Origin of the sequence: Nocardiopsis changdeensis (genome assembly GCF_018316655.1) — a bacterium.
Classification (GTDB): Bacteria; Actinomycetota; Actinomycetes; order Streptosporangiales; family Streptosporangiaceae; genus Nocardiopsis; species Nocardiopsis changdeensis.
Genome location: NZ_CP074133.1, coordinates 4,387,856 through 4,410,889 on the forward strand (window position 1 = coordinate 4,387,856; position 23,034 = coordinate 4,410,889).

General features: G+C 75.2%; 16 protein-coding genes. 11 read left to right on the plus strand and 5 right to left on the minus strand.

The features are described 5' to 3' along the window. Positions 1-195: 195 nt before the first annotated feature. Positions 196-1,113 carry an SDR family NAD(P)-dependent oxidoreductase gene (locus KGD84_RS20220; RefSeq protein WP_220561969.1) on the minus strand — a complete coding sequence of 306 codons (918 nt, stop codon included), beginning with the start codon at positions 1,111-1,113 and terminating at the stop codon, positions 196-198. A 109-nt stretch (positions 1,114-1,222) separates the two neighbouring features. Between KGD84_RS20220 and KGD84_RS20225 the strand changes: the two genes are divergently transcribed. Both KGD84_RS20225 and KGD84_RS20230 read left to right on the plus strand, forming a co-directional pair. Beyond that, positions 1,223-1,894, plus strand: a complete 672-nt coding sequence (locus tag KGD84_RS20225; protein ID WP_220561970.1) for a TetR/AcrR family transcriptional regulator — start codon at positions 1,223-1,225, stop codon at positions 1,892-1,894. Positions 1,895-2,131: 237 nt separating this feature from the next. Beyond that, the gene (locus KGD84_RS20230) at positions 2,132-2,623 is read left to right on the plus strand and encodes an SRPBCC family protein (RefSeq protein WP_255646689.1); all 492 of its coding nucleotides are present in this window, start codon (positions 2,132-2,134) and stop codon (positions 2,621-2,623) included. Between the two features lie 41 nt (positions 2,624-2,664). Here KGD84_RS20230 and KGD84_RS20235 read toward each other — a convergent pair whose 3' ends face one another. Then, entirely contained in the window at positions 2,665-3,261 is a 597-nt protein-coding gene (locus KGD84_RS20235) for a dihydrofolate reductase family protein (protein ID WP_220561971.1), read from the minus strand. Between the two features lie 259 nt (positions 3,262-3,520). On the opposite strand from KGD84_RS20235, the gene KGD84_RS20240 reads away from it, so the two are divergent. The 4 genes from KGD84_RS20240 (at position 3,521) to KGD84_RS20255 (ending at position 7,654) form a co-directional block, all read left to right on the plus strand. Beyond that, positions 3,521-4,279 carry a class I SAM-dependent methyltransferase gene (locus tag KGD84_RS20240; RefSeq protein WP_220561972.1) on the plus strand — a complete coding sequence of 253 codons (759 nt, stop codon included), beginning with the start codon at positions 3,521-3,523 and terminating at the stop codon, positions 4,277-4,279. A 75-nt stretch (positions 4,280-4,354) separates the two neighbouring features. After that, positions 4,355-5,707 (plus strand): variant leucine-rich repeat-containing protein, encoded by a 1,353-nt coding sequence (locus tag KGD84_RS20245; protein ID WP_220561973.1) that lies wholly within the window; start codon positions 4,355-4,357, stop codon positions 5,705-5,707. A 265-nt stretch (positions 5,708-5,972) separates the two neighbouring features. Further along, a complete protein-coding gene (locus KGD84_RS20250; RefSeq protein ID WP_220561974.1) occupies positions 5,973-7,058 on the plus strand; it encodes an Rv2578c family radical SAM protein in 1,086 nt (361 codons plus the stop codon). A gap of 62 nt (positions 7,059-7,120) precedes the next feature. Next, positions 7,121-7,654, plus strand: a complete 534-nt coding sequence (locus tag KGD84_RS20255; protein ID WP_220561975.1) for a GNAT family N-acetyltransferase — start codon at positions 7,121-7,123, stop codon at positions 7,652-7,654. Between the two features lie 134 nt (positions 7,655-7,788). On the opposite strand, the gene KGD84_RS20260 is transcribed toward KGD84_RS20255, so the two are convergent. After that, the gene (locus KGD84_RS20260; RefSeq protein WP_220561976.1) at positions 7,789-8,394 is read right to left on the minus strand and encodes a histidine phosphatase family protein; all 606 of its coding nucleotides are present in this window, start codon (positions 8,392-8,394) and stop codon (positions 7,789-7,791) included. Positions 8,395-8,864: 470 nt separating this feature from the next. On the opposite strand from KGD84_RS20260, the gene KGD84_RS20265 reads away from it, so the two are divergent. From KGD84_RS20265 to KGD84_RS20285, 5 genes are all read left to right on the plus strand, one after another. Next, complete coding sequence (locus KGD84_RS20265) at positions 8,865-10,520, plus strand: AMP-binding protein (RefSeq protein WP_220561977.1); 1,656 nt, start codon at positions 8,865-8,867, stop codon at positions 10,518-10,520. A gap of 175 nt (positions 10,521-10,695) precedes the next feature. Continuing rightward, the gene (locus tag KGD84_RS20270) at positions 10,696-18,105 is read left to right on the plus strand and encodes a type I polyketide synthase (RefSeq protein WP_255646692.1); all 7,410 of its coding nucleotides are present in this window, start codon (positions 10,696-10,698) and stop codon (positions 18,103-18,105) included. Further along, the gene (locus KGD84_RS20275) at positions 18,102-18,935 is read left to right on the plus strand and encodes an alpha/beta fold hydrolase (protein ID WP_255646693.1); all 834 of its coding nucleotides are present in this window, start codon (positions 18,102-18,104) and stop codon (positions 18,933-18,935) included. Before KGD84_RS20270 ends, KGD84_RS20275 begins: the two co-directional genes overlap by 4 nt. After that, on the plus strand, positions 18,932-19,240 hold the full coding sequence (locus KGD84_RS20280; RefSeq protein ID WP_220561978.1) for an acyl carrier protein: 309 nt from the start codon (positions 18,932-18,934) through the stop codon (positions 19,238-19,240). The genes KGD84_RS20275 and KGD84_RS20280 overlap by 4 nt, the downstream gene beginning before the upstream one ends. Before the next feature lie 116 nt (positions 19,241-19,356). Next, a complete protein-coding gene (locus tag KGD84_RS20285) occupies positions 19,357-19,845 on the plus strand; it encodes a hypothetical protein (RefSeq protein ID WP_220561979.1) in 489 nt (162 codons plus the stop codon). Positions 19,846-19,857: 12 nt separating this feature from the next. On the opposite strand, the gene KGD84_RS20290 is transcribed toward KGD84_RS20285, so the two are convergent. Further along, on the minus strand, positions 19,858-20,385 hold the full coding sequence (locus KGD84_RS20290; RefSeq protein WP_220561980.1) for an EF-hand domain-containing protein: 528 nt from the start codon (positions 20,383-20,385) through the stop codon (positions 19,858-19,860). A 371-nt stretch (positions 20,386-20,756) separates the two neighbouring features. After that, complete coding sequence (locus KGD84_RS20295) at positions 20,757-23,006, minus strand: LamG domain-containing protein (protein WP_220561981.1); 2,250 nt, start codon at positions 23,004-23,006, stop codon at positions 20,757-20,759. Positions 23,007-23,034 lie beyond the last annotated feature (28 nt).

The following is a 23,034-nucleotide window of genomic DNA, read 5'->3' on the forward strand; positions in this document are numbered from 1 at the left end:
CCGGAGCAGCAGGCCACCACGCACGCGCAGATCGTCGGGGATGCGCGCTCCGAAGGCCCAATGCGTTTCGAGGACGGGTCGAGGCCGACCGGTCGCAGCGGTCGCCGTGCACGCCGTCGTCCCGGCCCCGACCTGCGGGCGCGGGGCGGCCAAGTCAGAGACCTCCCCCGGACCGAAGGCCGTCCCCTCGCCGCCCTACGCCGTGGCGACCGCCCCGACGGGGAACGTGACGCCGGTGAGGTCCTCGGAGACGGCCCACAGCCGCTGCTGGACGGCCACCTCGTACGACTCCGGGCTGGAGGCGACCAGCCGGGGGTGGCCCTTGACCTCCGTCCGCCCGCCGGGGCCGTAGTACTGGCCGCCGAGCACCCCCGGGTCGGTGGCGGCGCGCAGGGTCGGCAGGGCGCCCATGGCCGGCGTCTGGGTGATCAGCGGCGCCATCCACGTGACGGGCAGGCGGAGCGCGGCGGGGGCGTTGCGGGTGAGTTCGGTGTCGGACAGGCCGGGATGCGCGGCGACCGCGACGGTGGTGCCGCGCGCGGCGAGCCGGCGCTGCAGCTCGTACGTGAACATCAGGTTGGCCAGCTTGGACTGGCCGTAGGCGGCGACCCGGCTGTACGACCGCTCCCAGTGCAGGTCGTCGAAGTGGACGGCGGCCCGGATGCGGTGGCCGGTGCTGCTGACCGTCACCACACGGGAGCCGGGCACCGGCAGCATCAGGTCGAGCAGCAGCCCGGTGAGCGCGAAGTGGCCGAGGTGGTTGGTGCCGAACTGCATCTCGAAGCCGTCGGCGGTGGTCCGCTTGGGGGTGTACATCACCCCGGCGTTGTTGATCAGCAGGTCGAGCCGATCCAGCCGGGACCGCAGCTCCGCCGCCGCGGCCCGGACGGAGTCGAGCGAGGCCAGGTCCAGCTCCTGCACGGTCACGTCGCCGCCCATGCGGGCCGCGGCCCGCTCGCCCTTCCCGGTGTCGCGCACGGCGAGCACCACGGACGCCCCGCGCCCGGCGAGCGCCCTGGCGGTCTCGTACCCCAGCCCGGTGTTGGCCCCGGTCACCACGGCCACCCGTCCGCGCTGGTCGGGGATGTCCGCCGTCGTCCACTTCTCGCCCATGCCAGGCCTCCGACCAAATAAAGTACCGCGAGTATCTTTCATTCGCGACACTAAAGTACCCCCGGTACGCTGTCAACGTACCGGGGGTACTCAAGCTAGGCTGGCGATCGTGACTTTCCAGCGGGCGCGGACCGAAGAGCAGCGGGAGATCCGCCGGCGGGCGATCCTCGACACCGCCTCGGCGATGCTGGACGAGATGCCCGTCGCCGCGGTCACCCTGAACGAGCTCAGCCGCCGGGTGGGCCTGGCCAAGCCGAACGTGCTGCGCTACTTCGAGTCCCGTGAGGCGGTGCTGCTCGAACTGCTCGACCGCTACCTGCGCGAGTGGCTGGCGGAGCTGGCCGGGGAGCTGGCCGCCGGCGTCGACGGGGACCTGCCCATGGCCGAGCGGGCGACGGCGGTGGCCGGGGTCCTCAGCCGCTCGCTGTCCGGCCGGGTGGTGCTGTGCGACCTCTTCGGCGCCCAGGCCGCCGTCCTGGAGCACAACGTCTCCGTCGAGGTCGTGGCGCGCTACAAGCGCGCCTCCCTGGACCGCCTGGCCACCATGGCCGACCTGGTCCGGAAGTACCTGCCGGAGCTGGGCGAGAGCGCGGCCCTCTTCGGCCTGCAGACCATGGCCATGGCCGGTACGTTCTCGGCGTACAGCACTCCCCCGCCCAGCCTCCGGGCGGCCTACGAGGCCGAGCCCGACCTGGCCCGCTTCCACCTGGGGTTGGAGGACTCCCTGAGGCTGGCCCTGACCGCGACCCTCCTGGGCGTGCTGCCCCGCGACCGGCCCTGACCGGACGCCGCCCCGCGCCGAGTCCCTCGGAGCGGTGCGGCGTCCCCCGCGTTTCCCGGCGCCGGATCACCGGGCTCCGGGTTCCTGTCACCCCCGGCGGGCATCATGGGACGTCGTGGCCCCTCCGCGTTCCGCCGCGAGCGGCCGTCCCCGGCCCAGGGGCGGGCCCACCGGTCCGCCGGTGGCGAACCGGGGCACGTCGCCGCCGCAGCCGGGCACCTGGAGGGAACGCGCGCCGTGAAGTACACCAACTCGATCGAGATCGCCCTGCCCCGGGAGAGGGTGGCCCAGCTGCTGGCCGACCCGGCGCACCTGCCGATGTGGCTGCGGGACCTGGTGGCGCACGAGCCGCTGAACGGGGTGCACGGAGAGCTCGGCACCGAGTCGCGGGTCGTGATGCGGTCGGGGAAACAGGAACTCGAGTGCGTCGAGACGATCACCCGCCGGGAGCCCGCGGACCTGCACGCGATCCCCGAGGGGACCGTCGTCCACTTCGACCGCGAGATCGTCGGCGCGGGCATGTGGAGCGTCGTGCGCGATTCGCTGACCGAGGCCGGCCCGGAGAAGACGCTCTGGGAGAGCGAGAGCGAGTACCGGTTCAGCGGCCTGCTGATGCGGCTGATGGCGCTCCTCATGCCCGGCGCCTTCCACAAGCAGTCGCAGCGGCACATGGAGGACTTCAAGGCGTTCGCCGAGCAGGGGAGGGACGTCCGCGAGGAGAGGGGCTGACCGGCCGCCGCCCGGCGCGGCCGCGTCCGGGCCGCCCCGGTTCACGCGCGGGCGTATTCGGTGACGGTCACGCCGTTGTCGAACACCTGCCGGTCCACGACGGTGAACAGGCCGGGGTCGAAGCCGCCCTCGACCAGGGGGACGCCCGCCCCGGCCAGCACCGGGTAGCTCTTGAGCACCAGGCGGTCGATCTCCGCCAGGAGGACTCCCGCCAGCTTCCCGCCGCCGCACAGCCAGATGTCCAGGTCGGAGTCCTCCTCCTTGAGCGCCCGCACCAGGCCGACGGGGTCGCGGTCCACGACGGTGACCTCCGGGGCCGAGACCGGCCCCAGGGTCGTGGAGAGCACGTACTGGCGCAGGTGGGCGTAGGGGCTCTCGATGCCGTGGTCGTAGGCGGCCCGGTAGGTGCCCAGCCCCATGACCACCGTGTCGAAGCGGAGGTTGGGGGCGTCGGCCGGTCCGGAGGCCTCGCGGACGGCGGTGGGGGTGACCTCGGGGTAGTGGGCGTCGACCCAGGCGTTGTAGGCGGCCGAGCGCTCCTCGTCCGCCAGCGGGGCGAAGAAGAAGTCGAACTCGCCCGCGGGTCCGGCGATGCGCCCGTCGAGGGAGACGGCGGCGTAGTAGACGAGCTCACGCATGAAATCACTCCAAACAAAGTACTTCACTTGCAGTGGTCATGACTGTAACAGAACCTCCGGCCCGCCGACAGCCGACGGCCGGGGCTCCTTCCCACCGGTGCGGACACGCGCAGCGGGGTGGCCGGGCGCCGTCACGGGCCCAGCGGCACAGGATCGGATACACGCAGCGGGGCGGCCCGGCGCCGTCACGGGCCCGACGGCGCGGGAGCGGACACGCGGCGCCGGAGCCGCGTTGTGCCGCGCCGTCCGGTGGGCGAGGATGCCCGGTATGCCGAACCCGCCCGAAGACCACGCCGCGCCCTCCCGCCCGACCCGGGTGAACGACTACGACCACCTGGCCGCGGGCTACGACTCCGAGAACGCGTCCAGCATCATGAACGCCTACTACGAACGGCCCGCGATCCTGGCCCTGGCCGGGGACGTCGCCGGCCGCCGGGTCCTCGACGCCGGCTGCGGCTCCGGCCCGCTGTTCGCCGCGCTGCGCGACCGGGGCGCCCTCGTGAGCGGCATCGACCTCAGCCCCGGCATGCTCGCGTTGGCCGAGCGGAGGCTGGGCGGGGAGGCGGACCTGCGGGTGGCGGACCTGCGCGACCCGCTCCCCTTCCCCGACGGTGCGTTCGACGACGTCGTGGCGTCGCTGGTGCTGCACTACCTCCGGGACTGGGGTCCGACACTGGCCGAGTTCCGGCGCGTGCTGACAACCGGAGGCCGCCTGATCATGTCCGTCGACCACCCCTTCGCCGTCCACGCCGTCCAGCGGGCGGCCGGGCAGAGGACCGACTACTTCGCGACCCACCACTGGACCGAGGAGTGGACCATGGGCGGCCTGACCGCGACCATGGGCTTCTGGAACCGGCCGCTGCACGCCATGACGGACGCCTTCACCACGGCCGGCTTCCGGATCTCCGCCATCAGCGAACCGCTGCCCGACCCGGCCGCCCGCGAACTGTTCCCCGACGACTTCCGCGTCCTGTCCACCAGCCCGGCCTTCCTGTTCTTCGTCCTGGAGGCCGCCTGACGGCCCCCGTCCCCGGCACCGGCGGCGGAAAAAGGACGGCTGTCCCGGCCGGAACGGCCCGGCTAGGTTGGCCCCATGACGAACCTCGCTCACCCGCGGCTGTCCGGGCTCGGGCGGAATCCCGCGGCGCCCCGGGACGTCCTGGTGCGTCTGGTCGCGCACCGGGCCGGCAGAAGCGGCCTGACCCAGCGCCCCGGGCGGCTGGAGGACGCCGTCGTCGAAGCCCTGCTGGCGCACGGCGACCGCCGGAGCTCGGTGACCCTGTACGGGGACCGGGTCTCCCCGGAGATGCGCAGGAGGATCGCAGAGCACCCCGACCCCGAGATCCGCGACGCGTACCCGGACTTCGTCCGCGACATGGTGGAGCGCGGGGTGCCGCTCGGCCTCGACGACCTGGAACTGGTCTACGCCCGCCCCCGCGACGCGCTCGCCCGCGCGGAGGACCCGAACCTGCGCGCCGCCATCGCGAACGTCTGGCATGACCGCCCTCCGGCCGTGCAGGCCGAACTGCTCGCAGACCCCGACCCCCGGGTCCGGGCGGCCGCCACCCGGCACGAGCGGCCCGGCATCCCACCCGAATGGCGGGAGCGCTGCCTCGCCGACCCCGCCGTGCGCGCCAACGCGGCCAGCCGCGTCCCGCTCACGGCGGAGCAGTTCGAGCGGCTGGTGCGGAGCGGGGACGAGGGGGTCCTCACGGCCGTCGCCGACAATCCCCACCTCTCCGCGGAGATGGCCGCCCGGCTGGCGGACGTCGACCACCCGTCCGTGCGGATCGCGGCGGCGCTGAGCCGCCACGTGGACGCCGCGACCCGGGACCGGCTGTACGCGCTCGTCGAGGCCGAGTACGCGAACGGGAGCCTCGAGGCAGAGATGGCCCTGTACTGGTACCCCGCCGAACCCGGCTGGCTGCGCGAGACCCCTCTCGACGAGCGGCTGGCCTACCTCGACTGCCCGCACACGGTGTTCCGGCGTGTGCTGGCCTCCTGCCACGACCTTCCCGAAGAGGCCTGGCGCCGACTGGACGACGACCCCGACCCCCGGGTCCGCCAGATCGCCGCCCACCGCCCGGACACACCGCCGGACGTCCTGGAACGCCTGGTACGCGAACACGGCGACATCCGTCCCGGACCTCCTCTCGTGGAGCACTCGAACTTCCCCCGGCACGCACTGCGCACGTTCGTCGACGAAACCGACCCCCGGGTGCGCCGCCTGGCCCTGCACGACCCGGAACTCCCCGCGCGCGACCTCGAACGGCTCGCCGCCGACCCCTCCCTGCGCGGCGGGGTGGCCGCCCACCCCAACGCCACGGACGCGCTGCTGGACCGGCTGCTCTCCGATCCCGACCACAACGTCGCCGACAACGCCGCCGCCAACCCCGCCCTGCCCCTGGACCGGATGTACCGCATCCTCGTCGCCGCCGGGCTGTGAACCCGCCGGACCCGGCCAGGCCCCGCGGGGCACGCGGAGCGCACGGAGCCGAGGCCGACGGGAACGGGGTTCCCCGGCAGCCCCTGCCCCTCCCCCGGCCCACCGGCACGATTTTCTCCCTCCCGGGACACCGGCCCGCCCCCTCGGAAACCCCTGCCGCTTCTGGGAAACCGGCCCGCGCCGCGCCGGCGCCGGGCCGTCCGGACGCCCCGTCCGGCGTTCGAACCACTCGACAGCCGTTCGAAAACATGTTCGAATCACAGGCATGCGCTGGGAGAACCTGAGAGAGGGAACCACGACCGTCGAACAGACCGCGCTGTTCGACCACACGCCGCCCCCGGCCCGGGGCACCGGGCGGGCGGGGCTGCACACGGCCGGGCCCGGGCCGGTACGGGCGGGGCAGGACGGTGAACCCGTCGCGATCGAGGTCCGGGCCCGGTCCATCATCAACCGGGTCCCCGGCGACTCCCCCCTGTTCCGCTGGAGCGTGAACCCCTACCGCGGCTGTTCGCACGCCTGCGTGTACTGCTTCGCCCGGCGCACCCACGAGTACCTGGACCTGGACAGCGGCCATGACTTCGACACCCGCATCGTCGTCAAGGTCAACGCCGGCGAACGGCTGCGCGCCGAGCTCGCCCGCCCCTCCTGGCGCGGGGAGCACATCGCGATGGGCACCAACACCGACCCCTACCAGCGCGCCGAGGGCCGCTACCGGCTCATGCCGCAGATCATCGCCGCCCTGCGCGACGCCGCCAACCCCTTCTCGATCCTCACCAAGGGCACGCTGGTCCTGCGCGACCTGGACCTGCTCGAACAGGCGGCCCGTGTCACCGAGGTCGGCATGGCGGTCTCGGTGGGCTCCGTGGACGAGGCCGTGTGGCGCACGGTGGAGCCGGGGACCCCGAGCCCGCGGGCGCGCCTGGACGTGGTGCGCCGCCTGGCCGAACGCGGCCTGGAGTGCTCGGTGCTGATGGCGCCGATCCTGCCCGGCCTGACCGACTCGGCCGAACAGATCGAGGAGACCGTGGCCGCCATCGCCGAGGCGGGGGCCGCCCGCGTCACCCCGATCGTGCTGCACCTGAGGCCGGGCGCCCGCGAGTGGTACCGGGCCTGGCTCTCACGCGAGCACCCGGGGCTGCTGCCGCTGTACGGCAGGCTGTACGGCCGCGGCTCCTACGCGCCCGAGTCCTACCGGCGGATCGTCACGGAGGCCGTCCGCGAGATCGCCGGCCGCCACGGACTGAACCGCCCGGGCCCCGCCCACCGCGCCCGCGCCCGCGCCCCGGAGCGGCCCGCCGCGGCCCCCGCCGACCTGCGCCCCGAACAGCTCGCCCTGGGCTTCCCCGGCTGAGGCCCGTCGCGGAAGCGGCGTCCGCCGCGCCGGGGATTCCGGGGCCGTGCGATCATCCGGGCATGGCGTTCGATCGGAACATCGAGGTCGGCTTCGAGGTCGCGTCCGACGACCGGATCGACGAGGTCCTGGAGGTGCTCGACGAGGCGGCCGCGTGGCTGGGCGCGCGGGGCATCGACCAGTGGCCCCCGCGGTTCGACGCGGAATGGGTCGCGGGGGCGGTGTCGCGGGGTGAGACATGGCTGGTCGGCGCGGGCGGCGAGGTCGCCGGCACGATCACCCTGGACTGGGACGACCCGTTGTGGTCGGATCTCGGCGGCGCCGCGGGCTACGTGCACCGGATGGCCGTGCGCCGCCGGGCCGCCGGACTGGGGTCGGTGATGCTCGGCTGGGCGTCCGGTGCCGCGCGCCGCCACGGCGCCGAGGCCCTGCGGCTGGACTGCGTGGCGTCCAACGCGCGGCTGCGCGCCTACTACGAGGCCCGGGGGTTCGTGCACCGCGGCGACGTGGCGGTGGGCGGCGCGCCCGGCCAGCGGGCGGGCGGAGGTCCCGTCACCCGGGTGAGCCGGTACGAGCTCCGCCTGTCGACCGGCTGACCGCCCCGCCCGGCCGACCGCCGCCGGAACCGCCGCCCCTGCACCCGGTCGGCCCGGGCGAACGCGGTCCCGTGGCGGCCGCACGCTCCGCAGGCCCACTCCCTGGCAAGGCCCTTTCACCGCTCCGACGGTGCTCAGGCCCGGCCGCCGCCCGCGAACCCCGTCCACCGCAACCCGGCGGGCAGGTGGGACATGTCGTTGAACATCACGACGGCCGGGGGTCCGTCGTCGCTGAATTCGACCACCGTGAGGGAGGCGTTCGCGACGCCCGCCAGGGACATCCATTGCGCGGGCGGCGCGTTCAATACCTCGCGGACGATCCAGGCGATCGGGTACGCGTGCGTCACCACCACTTCGTGCGTCGCGCGCCGCCCCTGGCCGTTGGGCCCGCAGAACCGTGCCGTCAAAGCGTCCGCGGTCCTTCGCCCGGCATCGGCTTCGCCGCGGTCGTAACCGTCGAAGAACCCCTTCCACGAGGGCGGCACGTCCTCGGGTCCGGGGACGAACGGAACGTTGTCCACGAGTTCGGCCGCCTCGTCGACCAGCACGCGCGGCATCTCGGCCGCGATGATCCGGGCGCTGTCCACCGCGCGCGGCAGCGGCGAGTGCCAGACGGCGTCGACGGGCGCCCCGGCGAGCCGCCGCCCGAGCAGCCGGGCCTGCTCCCGGCCGTCGGCGGTCACCTGCCCCAGGGCGTCGGCCGCGCCGTGGCGTACGAGGTAGAGGGTGCGCTGGGCCACGGTTCGGGCCCCTTTCTCCTAGGGGGTCGGAGGAACTCTCACGGTCTGGGCCGGGCGGCGGACCCGCCTGCCGCACAGCGGCCATCCTATTCGCAACGAGACCGCCCTCTCCGGTCTCGGTCCGGCACCGGCTACGGCACGGCCGCGCGCCCCGACCCCTCATGCACGCCGCCAACTTTCCGAAGCCGGATACGCCCGTTTCGTTGGCTCTGACAGTGCCTCATCCCCGGTTCCGAAACCCGCCGCGACCGGGTCGGAGGCCGTGAACCCTTCGCGAAAGGGCAGAAGAACCGGAAATCACAGAGCAAAGGAAAACCCTTCCAAAACGCACTTCCACGCAGCTCACAAAAAACGGACAACGGAATACACGACCAAAAAGGAAACCCTCTGTATTCGCTTCGCCACCTGTAGTACTGTCCATTCGCGTGCGGCCTTCGGGCCGTGTTCACAAAAAGGAATTCCAGGGGGCGATGGAGATGCGGGCGGCGAGCGGACCGGAACTCTACCGGGCCCGGGGCTGGTGGCGGGCCGAACTCCTGGACGACCTGGTGCTGCGGCACGCCGCGGGCGGTCCGGCGGCCGCGGACCGGCCCGCGGTCGCCGGACCGCGGCCGCTGACCCACCGCGAGCTCGCCGGGGCCGTCGACGCCGCGTCCCGCCGCCTGGCCGGTCTGGGCGTGCGGGCCCCCGGCCCCGTCCTCGTGCAGCTGCCCAACAGCGTCGAGTTCCTCGTCCTCACGCTCGCGCTGATCCGGGCCGGCTGCCCGCCCATCCTGGCCCACCCCGCCCTGTGCGAGCACGAACTGGAGCCGGTCGTGGCCGACCTCGCCCCCGTGGCGGCCGCGGTCCCGGCCGCCACCGGGCGCACCGACCACCCGGCCATGCTGCGCGGGCTCCTCCGGCACGGTCCCGCGCCGCGCGCCGTCCTGGTGCTCGGCCCCGGCGCCCCCGGCCCGGACGGGGCGGACCTCGCGGCGCTGTGCGCGCCCGGCACGGCCCCTGGCCCCCGCCCGCACACCGCCGACCCCGGCGACACCGCCCTGTACTTCCTGTCCAGCGGGACCACCGGCCCGCCCAAGCCCATCCCCCGCACCCACGAGGCGCTCGGCTCGGTGGTCCGCGCCTCCGCCGTGGCGGCGGGCCTGGGCCCGGACTCGGTCTACCTGGCGGCGCTCCCCGCCACGCACAGCTTCACCTGCGCCCACCCCGGGATGTTCGGCGCGCTCGCGCGAGGCGGCTCCGTCGCCTTCGCCGGCACCGCCGACGCCGACGCCCTGCTGGAGCTGGCCGGCCTGCACCGCGTCACGCACACCGCACTGGTCCCCGGCCTCGCCGGGCAGCTGGCCTCCCGGGCCGCCGACTCCGGCGCCGCGCCGTGGTCCCTGCGGGTGGTGCAGGTGGGCGGGGCGCGGCTGGCACCGGACACCGCCCGCCGGATCAGGGCGGAGCTGGGGTGCCGTGTCCAGCAGGTGTACGGGATGAGCGAGGGGCTGCTGACCTTCACCCGCCTCGACGACCCCGAGGCCGTCACCGACCTGACCCAGGGCCGCCCGGTGGCCCCCGGCGACGAGCTGCTCGTGGTCGGGGCGGACGGCCGCCCGGTCGCCCCCGGGGAGCAGGGGGAGCTGTGGACCCGCGGGCCGAGCACCATCACCGCCTACGCGGGCCGCGCCGCGGGCGAACCGGGCCGGTTCGGCCCCGAGGGGCACTACCGCACCGGCGACCTGGTGCGCGTCGACCCGGCGGGGAACGTGGCGGTGACCGGCCGGGTCAAGGACGTCATCAACCGGGGCGGGGAGAAGGTCGCCGCCGACGACCTCGAAGCCGTGCTCACCCGCCACCCGGGGGTGCGCGCGGCCGCGGCGGTCGGCTTCCCCCACCCCCTGTACGGGGAGGGGGTGTGCGCCGTCGTCGTCCCCGGCGGCGGCCCGGCGGACGCCGCCGGGCGGCTCACCCTGCGCGGCCTGCGCGCGTTCCTGCGCGAGGAGGGCGTGGCCTCGTTCAAGCTCCCCGACCGGGTGGTGGTCCTCGACGCCCTGCCCACGGTCGGGATCGGCAAGGTCGACAAGGAGGCGCTGCGGCGCCTGGCCGCCGACCGCGCGGCCGGTCCCGTCCCGTCGGTGTGACGGCCGCCCCCGACACCGCCCCCGCGCCCGATCCGGCCGCGGCGCGGCGGGACCGGCCCCCGCGCGCCCCCGCCTCTCGCCCCGCCCTCCTTCCCACCGGCACCAGAGACCTTCCACGACCGGCCTGCCGCGGGCCCGCCCCGAGCGCCCCGGCGAACCCGACCGAAAGGGCAGCATGAACCGAACTCCGACCCCCGGGAAGGACGCCGTCGCCGTGATCGGCGCCGCCTGCCGCCTCCCCGGCGGCATCACCGGCCTGGACGGCCTGTGGGAAGCGCTCCGGGACGGCCGCGACCTGGTGACCGAGGTCCCCGCCGACCGCTTCGACAAGGCCTGGTTCCACTCCGCCGATCCGGACCGCCCCGGCAAGAGCTACACCTTCGCGGGCGGGATCGTCGACGGCATCGAGGAGTGGGACCCCGGCTTCTTCGGGATCTCCCCCCGTGAGGCCGCGCGGATCGACCCCCGCCAGCGGATGGCGCTGGAGCTGGCCGTGGAGGCGTTCGACGACGCCGGGGTCGACCCGCGCGGGCTGCACGGCTCCGACACCGCGGTCCACCTCGGCGTCTACTCGCTCCCCTTCGGCTCCCTGCAGTCCCGGGACACGGCGTCGATCGACGCGCCCACCGCTCTGGGCAGCAGCGCGACGGCGGTGCCCAACCGGGTCTCCTACCACTTCGACCTGCGCGGCCCCAGCACGGTGACCGACACCGCCTGCTCCTCCTCCCTCGTGGCGCTCCACCACGCCTGCGGGGAGCTGCTGTCCGGGCGGACCGGGCTGGCGCTGGCCGGCGGGGTCAACCTCCTGCTCGACCCCTACGAGTACGTCATCGCCGCCAAGGCCCGGATGCTCTCGCCCACCGGCCGCTGCCGGACCTTCTCCGCCGACGCCGACGGGTTCGTCCGCGCCGAGGGCGGCGGGATGCTCCTGCTCAAGCGGCTGTCCGACGCGGTCGCCGACGGCGACCGGGTGCACGCGGTCGTCCTGGGCACCGGGATCAACTGCGACGGCCGCACCCCCGGCCTGGCCCACCCCGGCGAGGAGGCCCAGGAGGAGCTGCTGCGCGGGGTGTACGCGGGCGCGGGGGTGTCGCCGCGGGACCTCGCCTACCTGGAGGCGCACGGCACCGGGACGCGGGTCGGCGACGTGGTCGAGTGCACGGCGCTCGGGCGCGCCCTGGGCGTGCACCGCGGTCCGGCCGGGCCGCTGCCGGTGGGGTCGGTCAAGTCCAACCTCGGCCACCTGGAGGCCGCCGCCGGAGTGGCCGGCCTGCTCAAGGGGATCGTGGTCCTGCGCCACCGGGAGATCCCGCCGTCGCTGCACTCGAGGACCCTCAACCCCGGGATCGACTTCGACGGGCTGGGGCTGCTGCCGGTGCGGGAGAGGCTCCCCCTGGGCGGCGGGGGGCGCCCCCTGGTGGGGGTGAGCTCCTTCGGCGCGGGCGGCGCCAACGCCCACGTGGTCCTGGGCGCCCACACGGCACCGGACCGGCCGGGGAGCCCCGTCCGGTCCGCGGCGCCGAGGCTGCCGGTCGTGGTGTCCGGCCACACCGGGGAGGCGCTGCGGCAGGCGGCCCGGGCGCACGCCGACCGGCTGCGCTCGGCCGCCCCGGAGGAGTTCTACGACCTGGCCCGCACCGCCTCCGTCCGGCGGGGACGGCTTCGCCACCGCGCCGCCGTGCTGGCGCAGGGCCCGGCCGAGGCCGCCGACCTGCTGGAGGCGGTCGCGGACGGGGCCCCGGGCGCCGACGGCGCCGAGGGGGCGAACACGACGGACGCCGACGGCGCACGGGCGGCCTTCGTCTTCTCCGGGAACGGGTCGCAGTGGGCCGGCATGGGAGCCGGCCTGCTCGACTCCGAGCCCGTGTTCCGGGAGGAGGTGGAGCGCGTCGACGCCGCGCTCCGCCCCCACCTGGGGTGGTCGGTCGTCGACGAGCTGCGCGCCCCGCGGGAGCGGTCCGCCCTGGCGCGCACCGAGGTCGCCCAGCCCGCCCTGTTCGCGGTCCAGGCCGGCCTGGTCGCGGCGCTGGCCGAGCGGGGCGTCCGCCCCGCGGCCGTGGTCGGGCACAGCGCGGGCGAGGTCGCCGCCGCCTACGCCTGCGGGGCGCTGGACCTGGACTCCGCCGCCCGGGTGATCGCGGAGCGGAGCCGGGCGCAGGGGACGACGGCCGGAACGGGCAGGATGGCCGCGGTGGGCCTGTCCCCGGCGGAGGCGGAGAAGGAGCTCGCCCCGTTCCGGGACCGGCTGGAGATCGCCGGTGTCAACGGCGACACCGACGTCAACGTCGCCGGTGAGACCGGGGCCCTGCGCGAACTGGGCGAGCTGCTCGCGCTGCGCGGCGTCTTCCACCGCGAGCTGGACCTCGACTACGCCTTCCACAGCCGCATGATGGACCCGGTCCGGGCCGACCTGCTGCGGGCGCTGGAGGGGCTGGCCCCGAGCACCCCGCACACCCCGATGGTCTCCTCCGTCACCGCGTGCCGCCTGCTCGACGGAGAGCCCGACGCCGCCTACTGGTGGCGCAACGTCCGCGAGCCGGTCCTGTTCGCCCAGGCCGTCCGAACCCTGGCGGAGGAGGGCTGCGACGTGTTCGTGGAGGTCGCGCCGCACCCGGTGCTGGGCGGCTACCTGCGGCGGGCGTCCGGAACCGGCCGCGGCCGGACCGCGGTGCTGCCGACGCTGCGCAGGCCCGCCGAGGACGGGACGACGGACGAACGGGCCGCCCTCGACTCCACCGCCTGCCGGGTCATCGCCGCGGGGGCGGCCGACCTGGCCGGGTTCTTCCCCGAACAGGGGCGCGTGGCCGACCTGCCCGGCGTCCCCTGGCAGCGCGAACGGCACTGGAACGGGTCCGCGGACTGGTGGGCGCCGCTCACCGGCGCCGGCCGCGGCCCCTACGAGCACCCGCTGCTCGGCCAGCGCGTCCCCGGCCCCGACGCGGCCTGGTCCGGCGAGGTCGAGCCCGCGCGCCTGCCGTGGCTGGCCGACCACCGGGTGGGCGGCGCGGTGGTGATGCCCGCGGCCGCCTTCGCCGAGATGGCGCTGGCCGCGGGGCGCCGGGCGCTCTCGGGCCCCGTCGAGGTCGTCTCCCTGGACATCCTCCGGGTCCTCCCCCTGCCCTGGGAGGACCCGGAGATGGACGTGCGCACCCAGGTCTCGGTCCCGGACGGCGCCGGAACGGTGCGCATCGCCGCCCGGACCGGCGGCGACTGGCGGACGCACGCCCGGGCGCGGGTCCGGCCGCCGGCCGGTGAGGCGCCGCCCCCGCTGGACGCCGGGCGCGTGCGCTCCCGGTGCGGCCCGGACCTGGGCGCCGACGGCCACTACGCCCGGATGGCGGAGGCGGGGATCGGGTACGGACCCGCCTTCCGCCCGCTGCGCCGCCTGCACGCGGCCGACGGCGAGGTGCTGGCCGACTACGAGGTCGCCGACGCGGAGGACTTCGAGGTCTCCCCGGTCCTGATGGACGCCGCCCTCCAGACCACGGCGGCCCTGTGCGGCACGGACCCCGGCGGGGACGCGTTCCTGCCCGCCGCCATCGGGGCGGTGCGCCGCTGGCGCCGTCCCGCGGCCTCCGGCCTCGTCCACGCCCGGCTGCGCGAGGCGACCGACGACGAGATCGTCTGCGACCTGCTCATCACCGACGGGGACGGGACGGTCTCCGTCGAGATCGAGGGGTACCGCGGCCGGCGGTTCCGCGCCGGGTCCTCCCGCCCGGTCCTCTACGCCACCCGGATGCGCGCGGCCCCCAAGGTGTCCCCACCACCCGCCGCCCTGCCTGGCCCCCGGGAGCTGGCGGAGGCCGCGGCGCCCGGGATCGGGGAGGCCGAACGGGAGTGGGCCGGCTCCCGCGGCCTCGCCTCCGACGCCGCCGCCCTGACCCTGACCGCGCACCACGCCGCCCGGGCCCTGGCCGAGCTGGCGGCGGGCGCCGAGACCTTCGGCACCGCCGACCTGGTCGCCGCGGGCGTGCGCCCGCACTACGACCGGCTCCTGGGGATCCTCGCCTCGGTCGCCCAGGCCGAAGGACTGTTGGAGGACGTCTCCGCGGACGGCGGCGCACCCCGCTGGCGGGTGTGCGGGCCCGTCGACCCCGAGCGCGCCATGGAGGAGGCCTCCTGGGCCCTGCCCGAGGCCGCGCCGGCACTGGTGCTCTACGAGCGCTGCGGGTGGCGCCTGGCCGAGGCGCTGCGCGGGGAGCTCGACCCGGTCGAGCTCGTCTTCTCCGACTCCGGCGCGCGCCTGGCCCGGTACATCTACGAGTCGCTGCCCTTCTCGCGCGCGGCCAACCGGTACGCCGCCGCCGCGGTCGCGGCGCTGGTCGAGCGCTGGCCCGCCGACCGCCCGCTGCGCGTCCTGGAGGTCGGCGGCGGCACCGGGGCCACCGCCGCCGCGCTGCTGCCGCTCCTGCCCGCCGAACGCACCCGGTACGTCTTCACCGACCTGTCCCCCTCCCTGGTGTCCAGGGCCGTGCGGCGGTTCGCCGACCACGGCTTCGTCGAGTGCCGCACCCTCGACCTGGAGGTCCCGGCCACGGAGCAGGGGCTCGACGAGGGCGGGTTCGACCTGGTGGTGGCCGCCAACGTGCTGCACGCCACCTCCGACCTGCGGGCGGTGCTGGGACGGCTGTCGGAGGTGCTCGCCGACGGCGGCCGGCTCCTGGCCGTGGAGCACCACGACGCCGGGCAGCTGGCGCTGGCGTTCGGGCTGCTGGACGGTTTCTGGGCCTACACCGACACCGACCTGCGCACCGACTCCCCGTTGCTGACCGCCCGGCAGTGGACGGACCTGCTGGAGTCGTCCGGGTTCGAGGAGACCACCCGGCTCAGCGACGCCGACGAGCGGTCGTCGGTGCTCCTGACCCGGCGCTCCGACCGCTCTCCCGCGCCGCGGGACCCCGTGCCCGGCTTCAGTGGCGCCCGGGTGCTCATCGCCGCCGAGGACGGCGCCGGGGAGCACGCCCGGGCGCTGCGGGAGCGGATCGTCGAGGGCGGGGGCGACGCCGCGCGGACCGGCCTGCCCCGGTGCGCCGCGGGATGGGCCCGGGCCCTGGAGCGGGACGCCCCCTCCGAGGTCGTGCTGTTCCTGGGCGACCGGCCGCAGGACCCGGACGGCGGTGTGGGCGCCGCGGTGGAGCGCGTCGCCGCGCTCCGCGCCCTGGTCGACGCCCTCGAGGAACGCGACACCCCGCCCCGGGTGTGGGCGGTGACCCGCCCCTGCGGGGTGCTTCCCGCCCCGGAGCCCTGCGGGGCACCGGAGGACGCGGCCACCTGGGGCGTGGCCCGCGTCCTGGACGGGGAGCGGCCGTGGCTGGACCTGCGGCACGTCTCCCTGCTCCGGACCGGCGACCCCGGCGCCGACACCGCGGCGCTGGCCGCCGAGCTGGCGGACCCCGACAGCGAGGACGAGGTGGTGCTGAACGGGCAGGGCCGGTTCGTGCCCCGCCTCGCCCCGCTCCCCCCGGCCACGGGCGAATCCGGGCCCGGTGAGGTGTGCCGCCTGCGGCTCACCGACCCCGGCCCCTCCTCCCGGCTGGAGTGGGTGCGCACCGCCGCCCCCGAACCGGCCGCGGACGAGGTCCTCATCGACGTACGGGCGGTGGCGGTGACCGGCCGGGACGCCGCGGAAGCACTGGGCGAGGCCCCGGCGCGCCCCGCGGCCGGCGGAGGCCACTCCGCGGGGTACGCCTGCGCCGGGGTGGTGAAGGCGGTCGGCGGCCGCGTCGACGGCCTCGCGCCGGGCGACCGGGTCTACGCCTTCACCCCGGGGGCCGGCGCGACCCGGGTGTGCGCCCGCGCCGACATGGTCGGGCGGATCCCCGACAGGACGCGGTTCACCGAGGCCGCCACCCTGCCCGCCTACCTGGCCGTGCAGCACGGCCTGGAGCACCTGGCGGGCCTGGGGGAGGGCGAGACGCTGCTCGTGCACGGCCTGGGCGGGGGGACCGCGGCCGCCGCGGTCGCCCACGCCCGCGAGGTCGGGGCCCGCGTCATCGCCACCGCCGAGCACCCCAACGGCCGCGACCTGCTGGGCATGCTGGGGGTGGCGGACGTGCTCGACACCGGCGACCCCGCCCTGGCCCGCAAGGTGTCCGCGCTGACCGGCGGGCGCGGCCCCGACGTGGTCTACAACACGGCCACCGGCGCCGCCGCGGCCCTCGCGCTGGAACTGCTGCCGCCGGGCGGCCGGTTCGTCCAGGCGGCCGACGGCCCCGCCCTGCCGTCCCCGCTGCCGCCGCTCCACGGCGACCTGCTGCTCGCCTCGGTCGACACCGCGCGCATGGCGGCCGAGCGCCCCGCCGCCGCGGCCGCGTGCTTCGCCCGCGCCGCCGAACACGTCGAGGCCGGCGCCTACCGCCCGCTCCCGCTGGAGCTGCACGAGCCGGAGGGCGCTGGAGAGGCCTTCCGCGCGCCGCGCGCCCCGGCCACCGCCGGGTGCGCGGTGGTGTCCCTGGAGCGGACACCCGCCGCGGTCGTCCCGCCCCGCCCGGCCGCCTTCGACCCCGCGGGCACCTACCTGATCACCGGTGGGACGAGCGGGTTCGGCGCGGCCACCGCCCGGTGGATGGCCCGGCGCGGCGCCCGGCACCTGGCGCTGACGAGCCGGCGCGGCGGTGCCGCCCCGGAGGTCCCCGCGCTCCTGCGGGACCTGGAGGAGCTCGGCGCGCAGGCCTCCGTGCACGCGCTGGACGCGACCGACGCCGCGGGCGTCCGGTCGCTGATCGCCGGGTTCGCCGAGGAGGGCCGTCCGCTGCGCGGTGTGGTGCACGCCGCGATGGTGCTGCACGACGAGCCGTTCGAGGACACCGACGACGAGCGGATCCGGGCCGTGCTGGCGCCCAAGCTGGGCGGCGCGCACGTCCTGGACCGGGCCACCCGCGGCATGGACCTCGACCTGTTCGCGGTCTACTCATCGGTGACCTCGGCCATCGGCAACCTGCACCAGGCGGGCTACGCGGCGGCCAACGCCACCGCGGAGGCGGTGGTCCGCTCCCGGCGGCGGGCCGGCCTGCCCGGCATCGCCGTGCAGTGGGGCAGCATCCGCGACGTGGGCGCCCTGGCCGAGGAGGGCGTCGCCCGCACCGTGGTCCGGCTCGGCATGGGCCTGATCTCCGCCGACCGGGCGTTCGCCGCCCTGGAGGAGCTCCTGGGCCGCGACGCCGAGGTGGCCGCGGTACTGAACATCGACTGGGCCCGGATCGCCGAGATCCGGCCCTACGTCATGCAGAGGCCGCGGCTGCGGAGCCTGGTCCCGGAGTCCTCCGGGTGCGACGCCACCGCCCTGGAGAAGGCCCGGCGCCGACTGGCGGAGGCGCCGCCGGAGGAGGCCGAGGCGGTGGCCGCGGAGATGCTCGCCGGAGTGGTGGCCCGTGTGGTGGGCGCGCCCCCGGAGCGGGTCGACCGCGACCGCACCCTCGACCACCTGGGGTTCGACTCGATCATGGCGACCGAGCTCCTGGGGGCGATCCGCAAGGAGTTCGGCTGCGACCTGGCCCTCGTGGAGATCGTGTCCGGGCCGTCCGTCACCGAACTGGCCGGGCGCGTGGTGGCCCGGCTGCGGAACACGAAGGAGGAGGCGAAGTGAGGCTCGAAACCCGCACGTGGGGCGAGGGCGAACGGACCGCGCTGCTGGTGCACGGGTTCGCCTGCGACTCCGGCACCTGGGAGCGCACGGCCGGCGTGCTCGCCGACCGGGGCTACCGGGTCGTCGCCCCCGACCTGCGCGGACACGGCGCGAGCCCGCGCGGCTACTACAGTCCGCGGGCGCTCGCCGACGACCTGGTGGAGACGCTGCCCGCGGGGGCCGACCTCGCGCTGGGGCACTCGCTGGGCGCGGCCCTCCTCGGGCTCGCGGCCGACGGCCTGCGCCCGGCGCGGCTGGTCTACGCCGAACCGTACTGGGGCATCCGGGCGGTCACCGACCTCCCCGACCCCCGGTCGGCGGCCCGGCTGGTGGGCGTGACCCCGGAGGAGATCGCCGAGCGCAACCCCGGGTGGTCCCGCGCCGAGGTCGAGGCGGAGGCGCGCGCCCGCGCCCTCTGGGACCCGCGGACCATGGTGGACCTGCACGCCTTCGACATGCCCGCGCTCCCGGAGTCGACCGCGGTGCCGTCCCTCATCCTGCTGGCCGAGCGGCGCGGGCTCGTCCCGGAGATCGACGGGGACGACGGCCGGGCGCGCGGTTTCGACGTCCGCACCGTCGCGGGGACGGGGCACATGCTCCACCTCGACGCGCCGGAGGGGTTCGCCGCGGAGCTGCTGTCCTGGCTGGAGGAGACCGACGGGCCGCGGGCGGAGCGCCCGATAGGGGGCGCGGGCGAGGCCGGCACAGGGGTCGGGTCCGGGGCTGGGACCCGGGCCGGGGCCGGGGCGTCCGCGGGCGCCGGGGCCCGGGAAGCGGGGGGCGCCGGATGACCGCCGACACACGGCCGTTGAAGGCGCGGCTGGCCGCGCTGCCCGCCGCCGAGCGGGAGCGGCTGCTGCTGGACGTCGTCATGGAGTGCACGGCCGCCGTGCTCGGCCACGACGACCTCCGGGACCTGGAGCCCGACATGGAGTTCGCGGAGGCCGGGGTGGACTCCATCACCGCGGTGGAGATCCGCTCCCGCCTCTCGGCCCGGCTGGGCGCGCCGGTCCCGCGCGACCGGCTGAACGCCGCCCCGACCTTCGCCGAGGCGGCCCGCGTCCTCCAGGACCTGTTCCCCGGCCACCGAGGCTGACGGGAGCGCGCCCCGGGACCGCGCGGCCCCGGGGCGCGCCGGACCGAGGCCCCCTTCCCCCGCTACTTCGGCGGGGGAAGGGGGCCGCCCGACGAACGAGGAGCACGAGGAGGATCATGTCCGTTTCCGACCAGGCCGCACCGGTGTGGGCGAGGGTGCCGGTGTCACTGACGGCGGCCGTCCCCGCGGGCAGCCGCCCCGAGGCCCTCGCCGGGCTCCTCGCGGAGGCGGCCACCGTCCTGGAACGGGCCGCGGCCGGGGAGGTCTACCAGGGCCGGGCCGAGGTCCTCCTGCCGCCGCCGCACGCGCGGTCCGACCTGACCGGACCGGCCAGGCGGCGAGGCGTGGGCCGGTGGACCGCCGCCACGGTGCTGCTGTGGTGCTGGGCGGAGCGGCGGTGGGACGCGCGGGAGGAGGCGTCCGCCGTCCTGGACGACTTCCACCGCGTCACCGCCGCCGCCCTGGCCCGGGCCTGGCCGGACGCCCCGGCCTGGTCCCCGATGATCCTCCCGGCCGACCCGGTGCTCCTGGAGGCCGCGGCCCGGACCGGCGCCCTGGTCCGCACCCCGAGGCCGCCCGGGTCGGCCGGCGACCCGCCGTGGTGACGGCGCCGCCGGTCAGCGGGCGCCGAACAGCGGGGCGTCGTGCCTGCCGAACAGGTAGTCCCGGACCGCGACGGTGAACTCCTCGCGTGAGAGGGTCCCGTCGCCGTCCCCGTCCAGGTGCTCGAACGCCCTGGCGGAGTCGGGGCCGCGCACCCCCATGACGCCGGCCCATCGCACGAACTCCCGCTCGCCGACCCGCCCGTCGCCGTCGGTGTCCAGCAGGTCCGCGAGCGCCTCGACCACCGGGCGCAGCACCCGGTCGAACCCGCCGTCGCCCTGACCGATGACCGCTGTCTCGGAGAGCCGCAGGAAGACGTCCTTCCCGACCCGGTCCGTGCCCGCGGCCCGGGACAGGGAGTCCCACATGCCCATGTAGGCGTCGATGAGCGCTTGCTCCTTCGTCGAGCCCTGCTCACCGAGCGCCTGCGCGAAGCGCACGGCCCCGGCCTCGACGTCGGAGCGCTCGACGTACCCCTTCCCCTCCCGGTCCCAGAGCTCGAAGCGCTTCTCCATCCGGCTCTTCTCCTCGACCCCGGCCATGATCTCCCCTTTTCCCCGAAAAGCACTCTTCGCGCATTCGAAACCGTTCCGCGACAGCACTCTGGAAACGGCTCGACCCCGACCAGACTATCCCCTGACCAGCGGAGACCCCTTCCGGAGAAGCCGTTTCCCCACCCCCGACGGCCACGCCATTGAATTCCACCACTAGAGAAGCATCCAAAACAGTAAAAGCAGCAGAATTCCGCCCTTGAGCTGAACCGCCCTTTTCACCCCATGCCCCGGAGGACACAAGAAACCCACTTGAGGGAGATACACCGAACCAGGATCGCTGGGAACCGAAAGCGCCCCCCGGGCGATCCCTTCGGATGATTCAGGGAACGCCCACGGGGCGAGAGCCAGACGACGAGAACTCAGCCGCGAATATTGGGGAACAAGCCGTTGCGAACCGTGATCATACCGAAGTACCCGAGAGCACCCTGGTAGGCATGGACGTCGTCGATATCGCCGGGCCAATAACGGCCGTTCGCACCCTGGATCCGCGCCGCACCGATGAGCAGACCGCCTTCGGCGTGCCAGGCGTGGTCCACACTCGCCCGGGCCGCCATGAAGCCGTCGACGTACAAGACCATCTCCTTGCGCGTGTAGTCGTAGACGCCGGCCAGGTGGGTCCACTCCCCCGGTCGGGCCGGAGAGGTCGAATGAACACCGCTCCACACCTCGGCCCCGGTCACGGGTTCGTCGTCGGACGAGAACCGGAACACCCAGGTGCCATTGGAACTTTCATAGCCCAGTTGGAACGCGCTCCGGTGTTCCCCGGATTGGCTGACGGCGACGGCGTCCGTGTCCAACTCGGATTCATCCAGGCGCACCCAGGCGGCGATACTGAAGCTGCGGTCGGTGCGCAGGACCGGACCAAGGGTTTCGATGTACTCGTCCTCGCCGTTGAACCGGACACCGGGCGAACCCGTGACCTGGTTCTCCGCATGGTTCCAGGCGGTGAGCGGATCACCCTGCAAAGCGGCGTCCAAGCCATGGTCGGTGGAATCGAGCACCTGTGTTCCGTCGTACTCGTCCAGCAGCCAGCGGCCTTCGGGGGCGAGCGGGGCGTTGGCCAGGTGCCAGACCTCGTTGTCCTCGGATACGCGGTCGGACACGGGCCTGTCGCGGACGATGCGGTCCCAGACCTTGACGTCGTCGATCACCCCGGGCCAATAGTGGTCTCCCGCGCCCTGACCCGGGTCACGGCCCACGGTCAGCGGCCCGGTGGCGTTCCACTCCCCGGTGTGGGTGGCTCGACCCTGCTCGACACCGTCGACGTACAGGGTGAACTCGCCCGTCCGGGAATCATGGACGCCGAGCAGGTGGGTCCACACGTCCACTTCGGCGGCCTGGGACGAGACGGCCGACGCCCACGGGCGCGATCCGTTCCAGTGCTCGTCCTCCGGAGACATCTCGAACGCCCACCGGCCGCTGTCGCCGTCGTAGCCGAGACGGAAGGCGCTCTGCCCGCTGCCCTCCTGGGCCATCGCGATGTGGTCTGCGCGGGCTCGGTCGAGTTTGACCCAGACTCCGACGGAGAACGTGCCGGAGGTATCGACAGAGGAGTGGTCCACGTCGATCCGGTCGTAGGGACCGGGGTCGCCGTCGGTGTAGCCGCTGGTGTGCACCGCCGTGCCGGTCATGCGCGGAGACGGGTTCGTGTTGGGGTTCTCGGTGGTCCCGATGCGGCCGCGGACCCAGTCGACGCCCTCCGAGAGCGTGGCGCCGTGGTCGGGGTCCATGATGTCGGCGGTGTGGGCCCCCTGTCCCTCGTCGAAAGCGAGGTGGACGATCGGATGCCTGAGCGATGCGACGAGGAAGGAGTACACCAGCACGCAGTCGGAGGAGTTCCCGAAGCCGTCCACCGTGCGGGCGTAGATCCAGTTCGGCCCATCCTGCCCGGGCGTGAGGGTCACCGTGACCGATCCGCCCGGGGTCGACGGGGTGACCTTGGTGGTGCAGGAGTCGTCGTTGAACCCGTAGTGGTACTCCTCGGCCGCGTCCACCCCGTTGTTGCCGAAGGTGAACTCGCCCGGCAGTCCCGGCTCCCCGTACGCCATGCCGTCGTCCGGGTAGTCGGTCGAGGCCACCGCCGGGCCTTGGTCGGGGCGCGAGGTGTTGACCTTCAGGTAGCAGTCCGGGGACCAGTCCGACCACGAGGTGCCGTCGTGGGCCCGCGCGCGATAGGCGATCAGCACGTTCTCGGGCAGTCCGGAGGCATCGGCCGACTGGAAGGAACCCGAGGGCCAGGCCGCGACGTCGGTGGAAGGGCTCTCCGCGCTGCCGACCTGGGAACCGTCGACGGACCAGGTGAATTCGGTCTTGACCTTCTGTCGGCTGGCCGAGGTGGAGTCGCGGTCGCGGACGTAGGCGGTGAGGGTGGGCGACGCCTCGTTGATCAGCCGAGGGGTCTCGGGGTCGGAGGAACAAGCGCCCCCGCGGGAGTCCGAGAGCTCGACAGGTGTCTCAGGGGGGCTGCCTTCAACGGCCGGCCCGGTGGTGGAGACGGCCGGGGTGTCGGCGGCCGGTTCCTGCTCCGCGTGGGCGGGGGTGGACAGGACGGGGAGCAGGAGCGCGAGGGCCGGCACGGCGGCACCCCACACCCGAGCACGGCGGGGCATGGCGAGGTTCTTCCTCTCCCAGGACCGA

Bases quoted from the DNA above. Each gene is read 5' to 3' on its own strand.
- KGD84_RS20255 (WP_220561975.1), top strand. From the start codon at position 7,121: ATGGCGTTCGATCGGAACATCGAGGTCGGCTTCGAGGTCGCGTCCGAC.
- KGD84_RS20240 (WP_220561972.1), top strand. From the start codon at position 3,521: ATGCCCGGTATGCCGAACCCGCCCGAAGACCACGCCGCGCCCTCCCGC.
- KGD84_RS20245 (WP_220561973.1), top strand. From the start codon at position 4,355: ATGACGAACCTCGCTCACCCGCGGCTGTCCGGGCTCGGGCGGAATCCC.
- KGD84_RS20220 (WP_220561969.1), bottom strand. From the start codon at position 1,113: ATGGGCGAGAAGTGGACGACGGCGGACATCCCCGACCAGCGCGGACGG.
- KGD84_RS20235 (WP_220561971.1), bottom strand. From the start codon at position 3,261: ATGCGTGAGCTCGTCTACTACGCCGCCGTCTCCCTCGACGGGCGCATC.
- KGD84_RS20280 (WP_220561978.1), top strand. From the start codon at position 18,932: ATGACCGCCGACACACGGCCGTTGAAGGCGCGGCTGGCCGCGCTGCCC.
- KGD84_RS20285 (WP_220561979.1), top strand. From the start codon at position 19,357: ATGTCCGTTTCCGACCAGGCCGCACCGGTGTGGGCGAGGGTGCCGGTG.
- KGD84_RS20270 (WP_255646692.1), top strand. From the start codon at position 10,696: ATGAACCGAACTCCGACCCCCGGGAAGGACGCCGTCGCCGTGATCGGC.
- KGD84_RS20290 (WP_220561980.1), bottom strand. From the start codon at position 20,385: ATGGCCGGGGTCGAGGAGAAGAGCCGGATGGAGAAGCGCTTCGAGCTC.
- KGD84_RS20250 (WP_220561974.1), top strand. From the start codon at position 5,973: ATGCGCTGGGAGAACCTGAGAGAGGGAACCACGACCGTCGAACAGACC.
- KGD84_RS20295 (WP_220561981.1), bottom strand. From the start codon at position 23,006: ATGCCCCGCCGTGCTCGGGTGTGGGGTGCCGCCGTGCCGGCCCTCGCG.
- KGD84_RS20265 (WP_220561977.1), top strand. From the start codon at position 8,865: ATGGAGATGCGGGCGGCGAGCGGACCGGAACTCTACCGGGCCCGGGGC.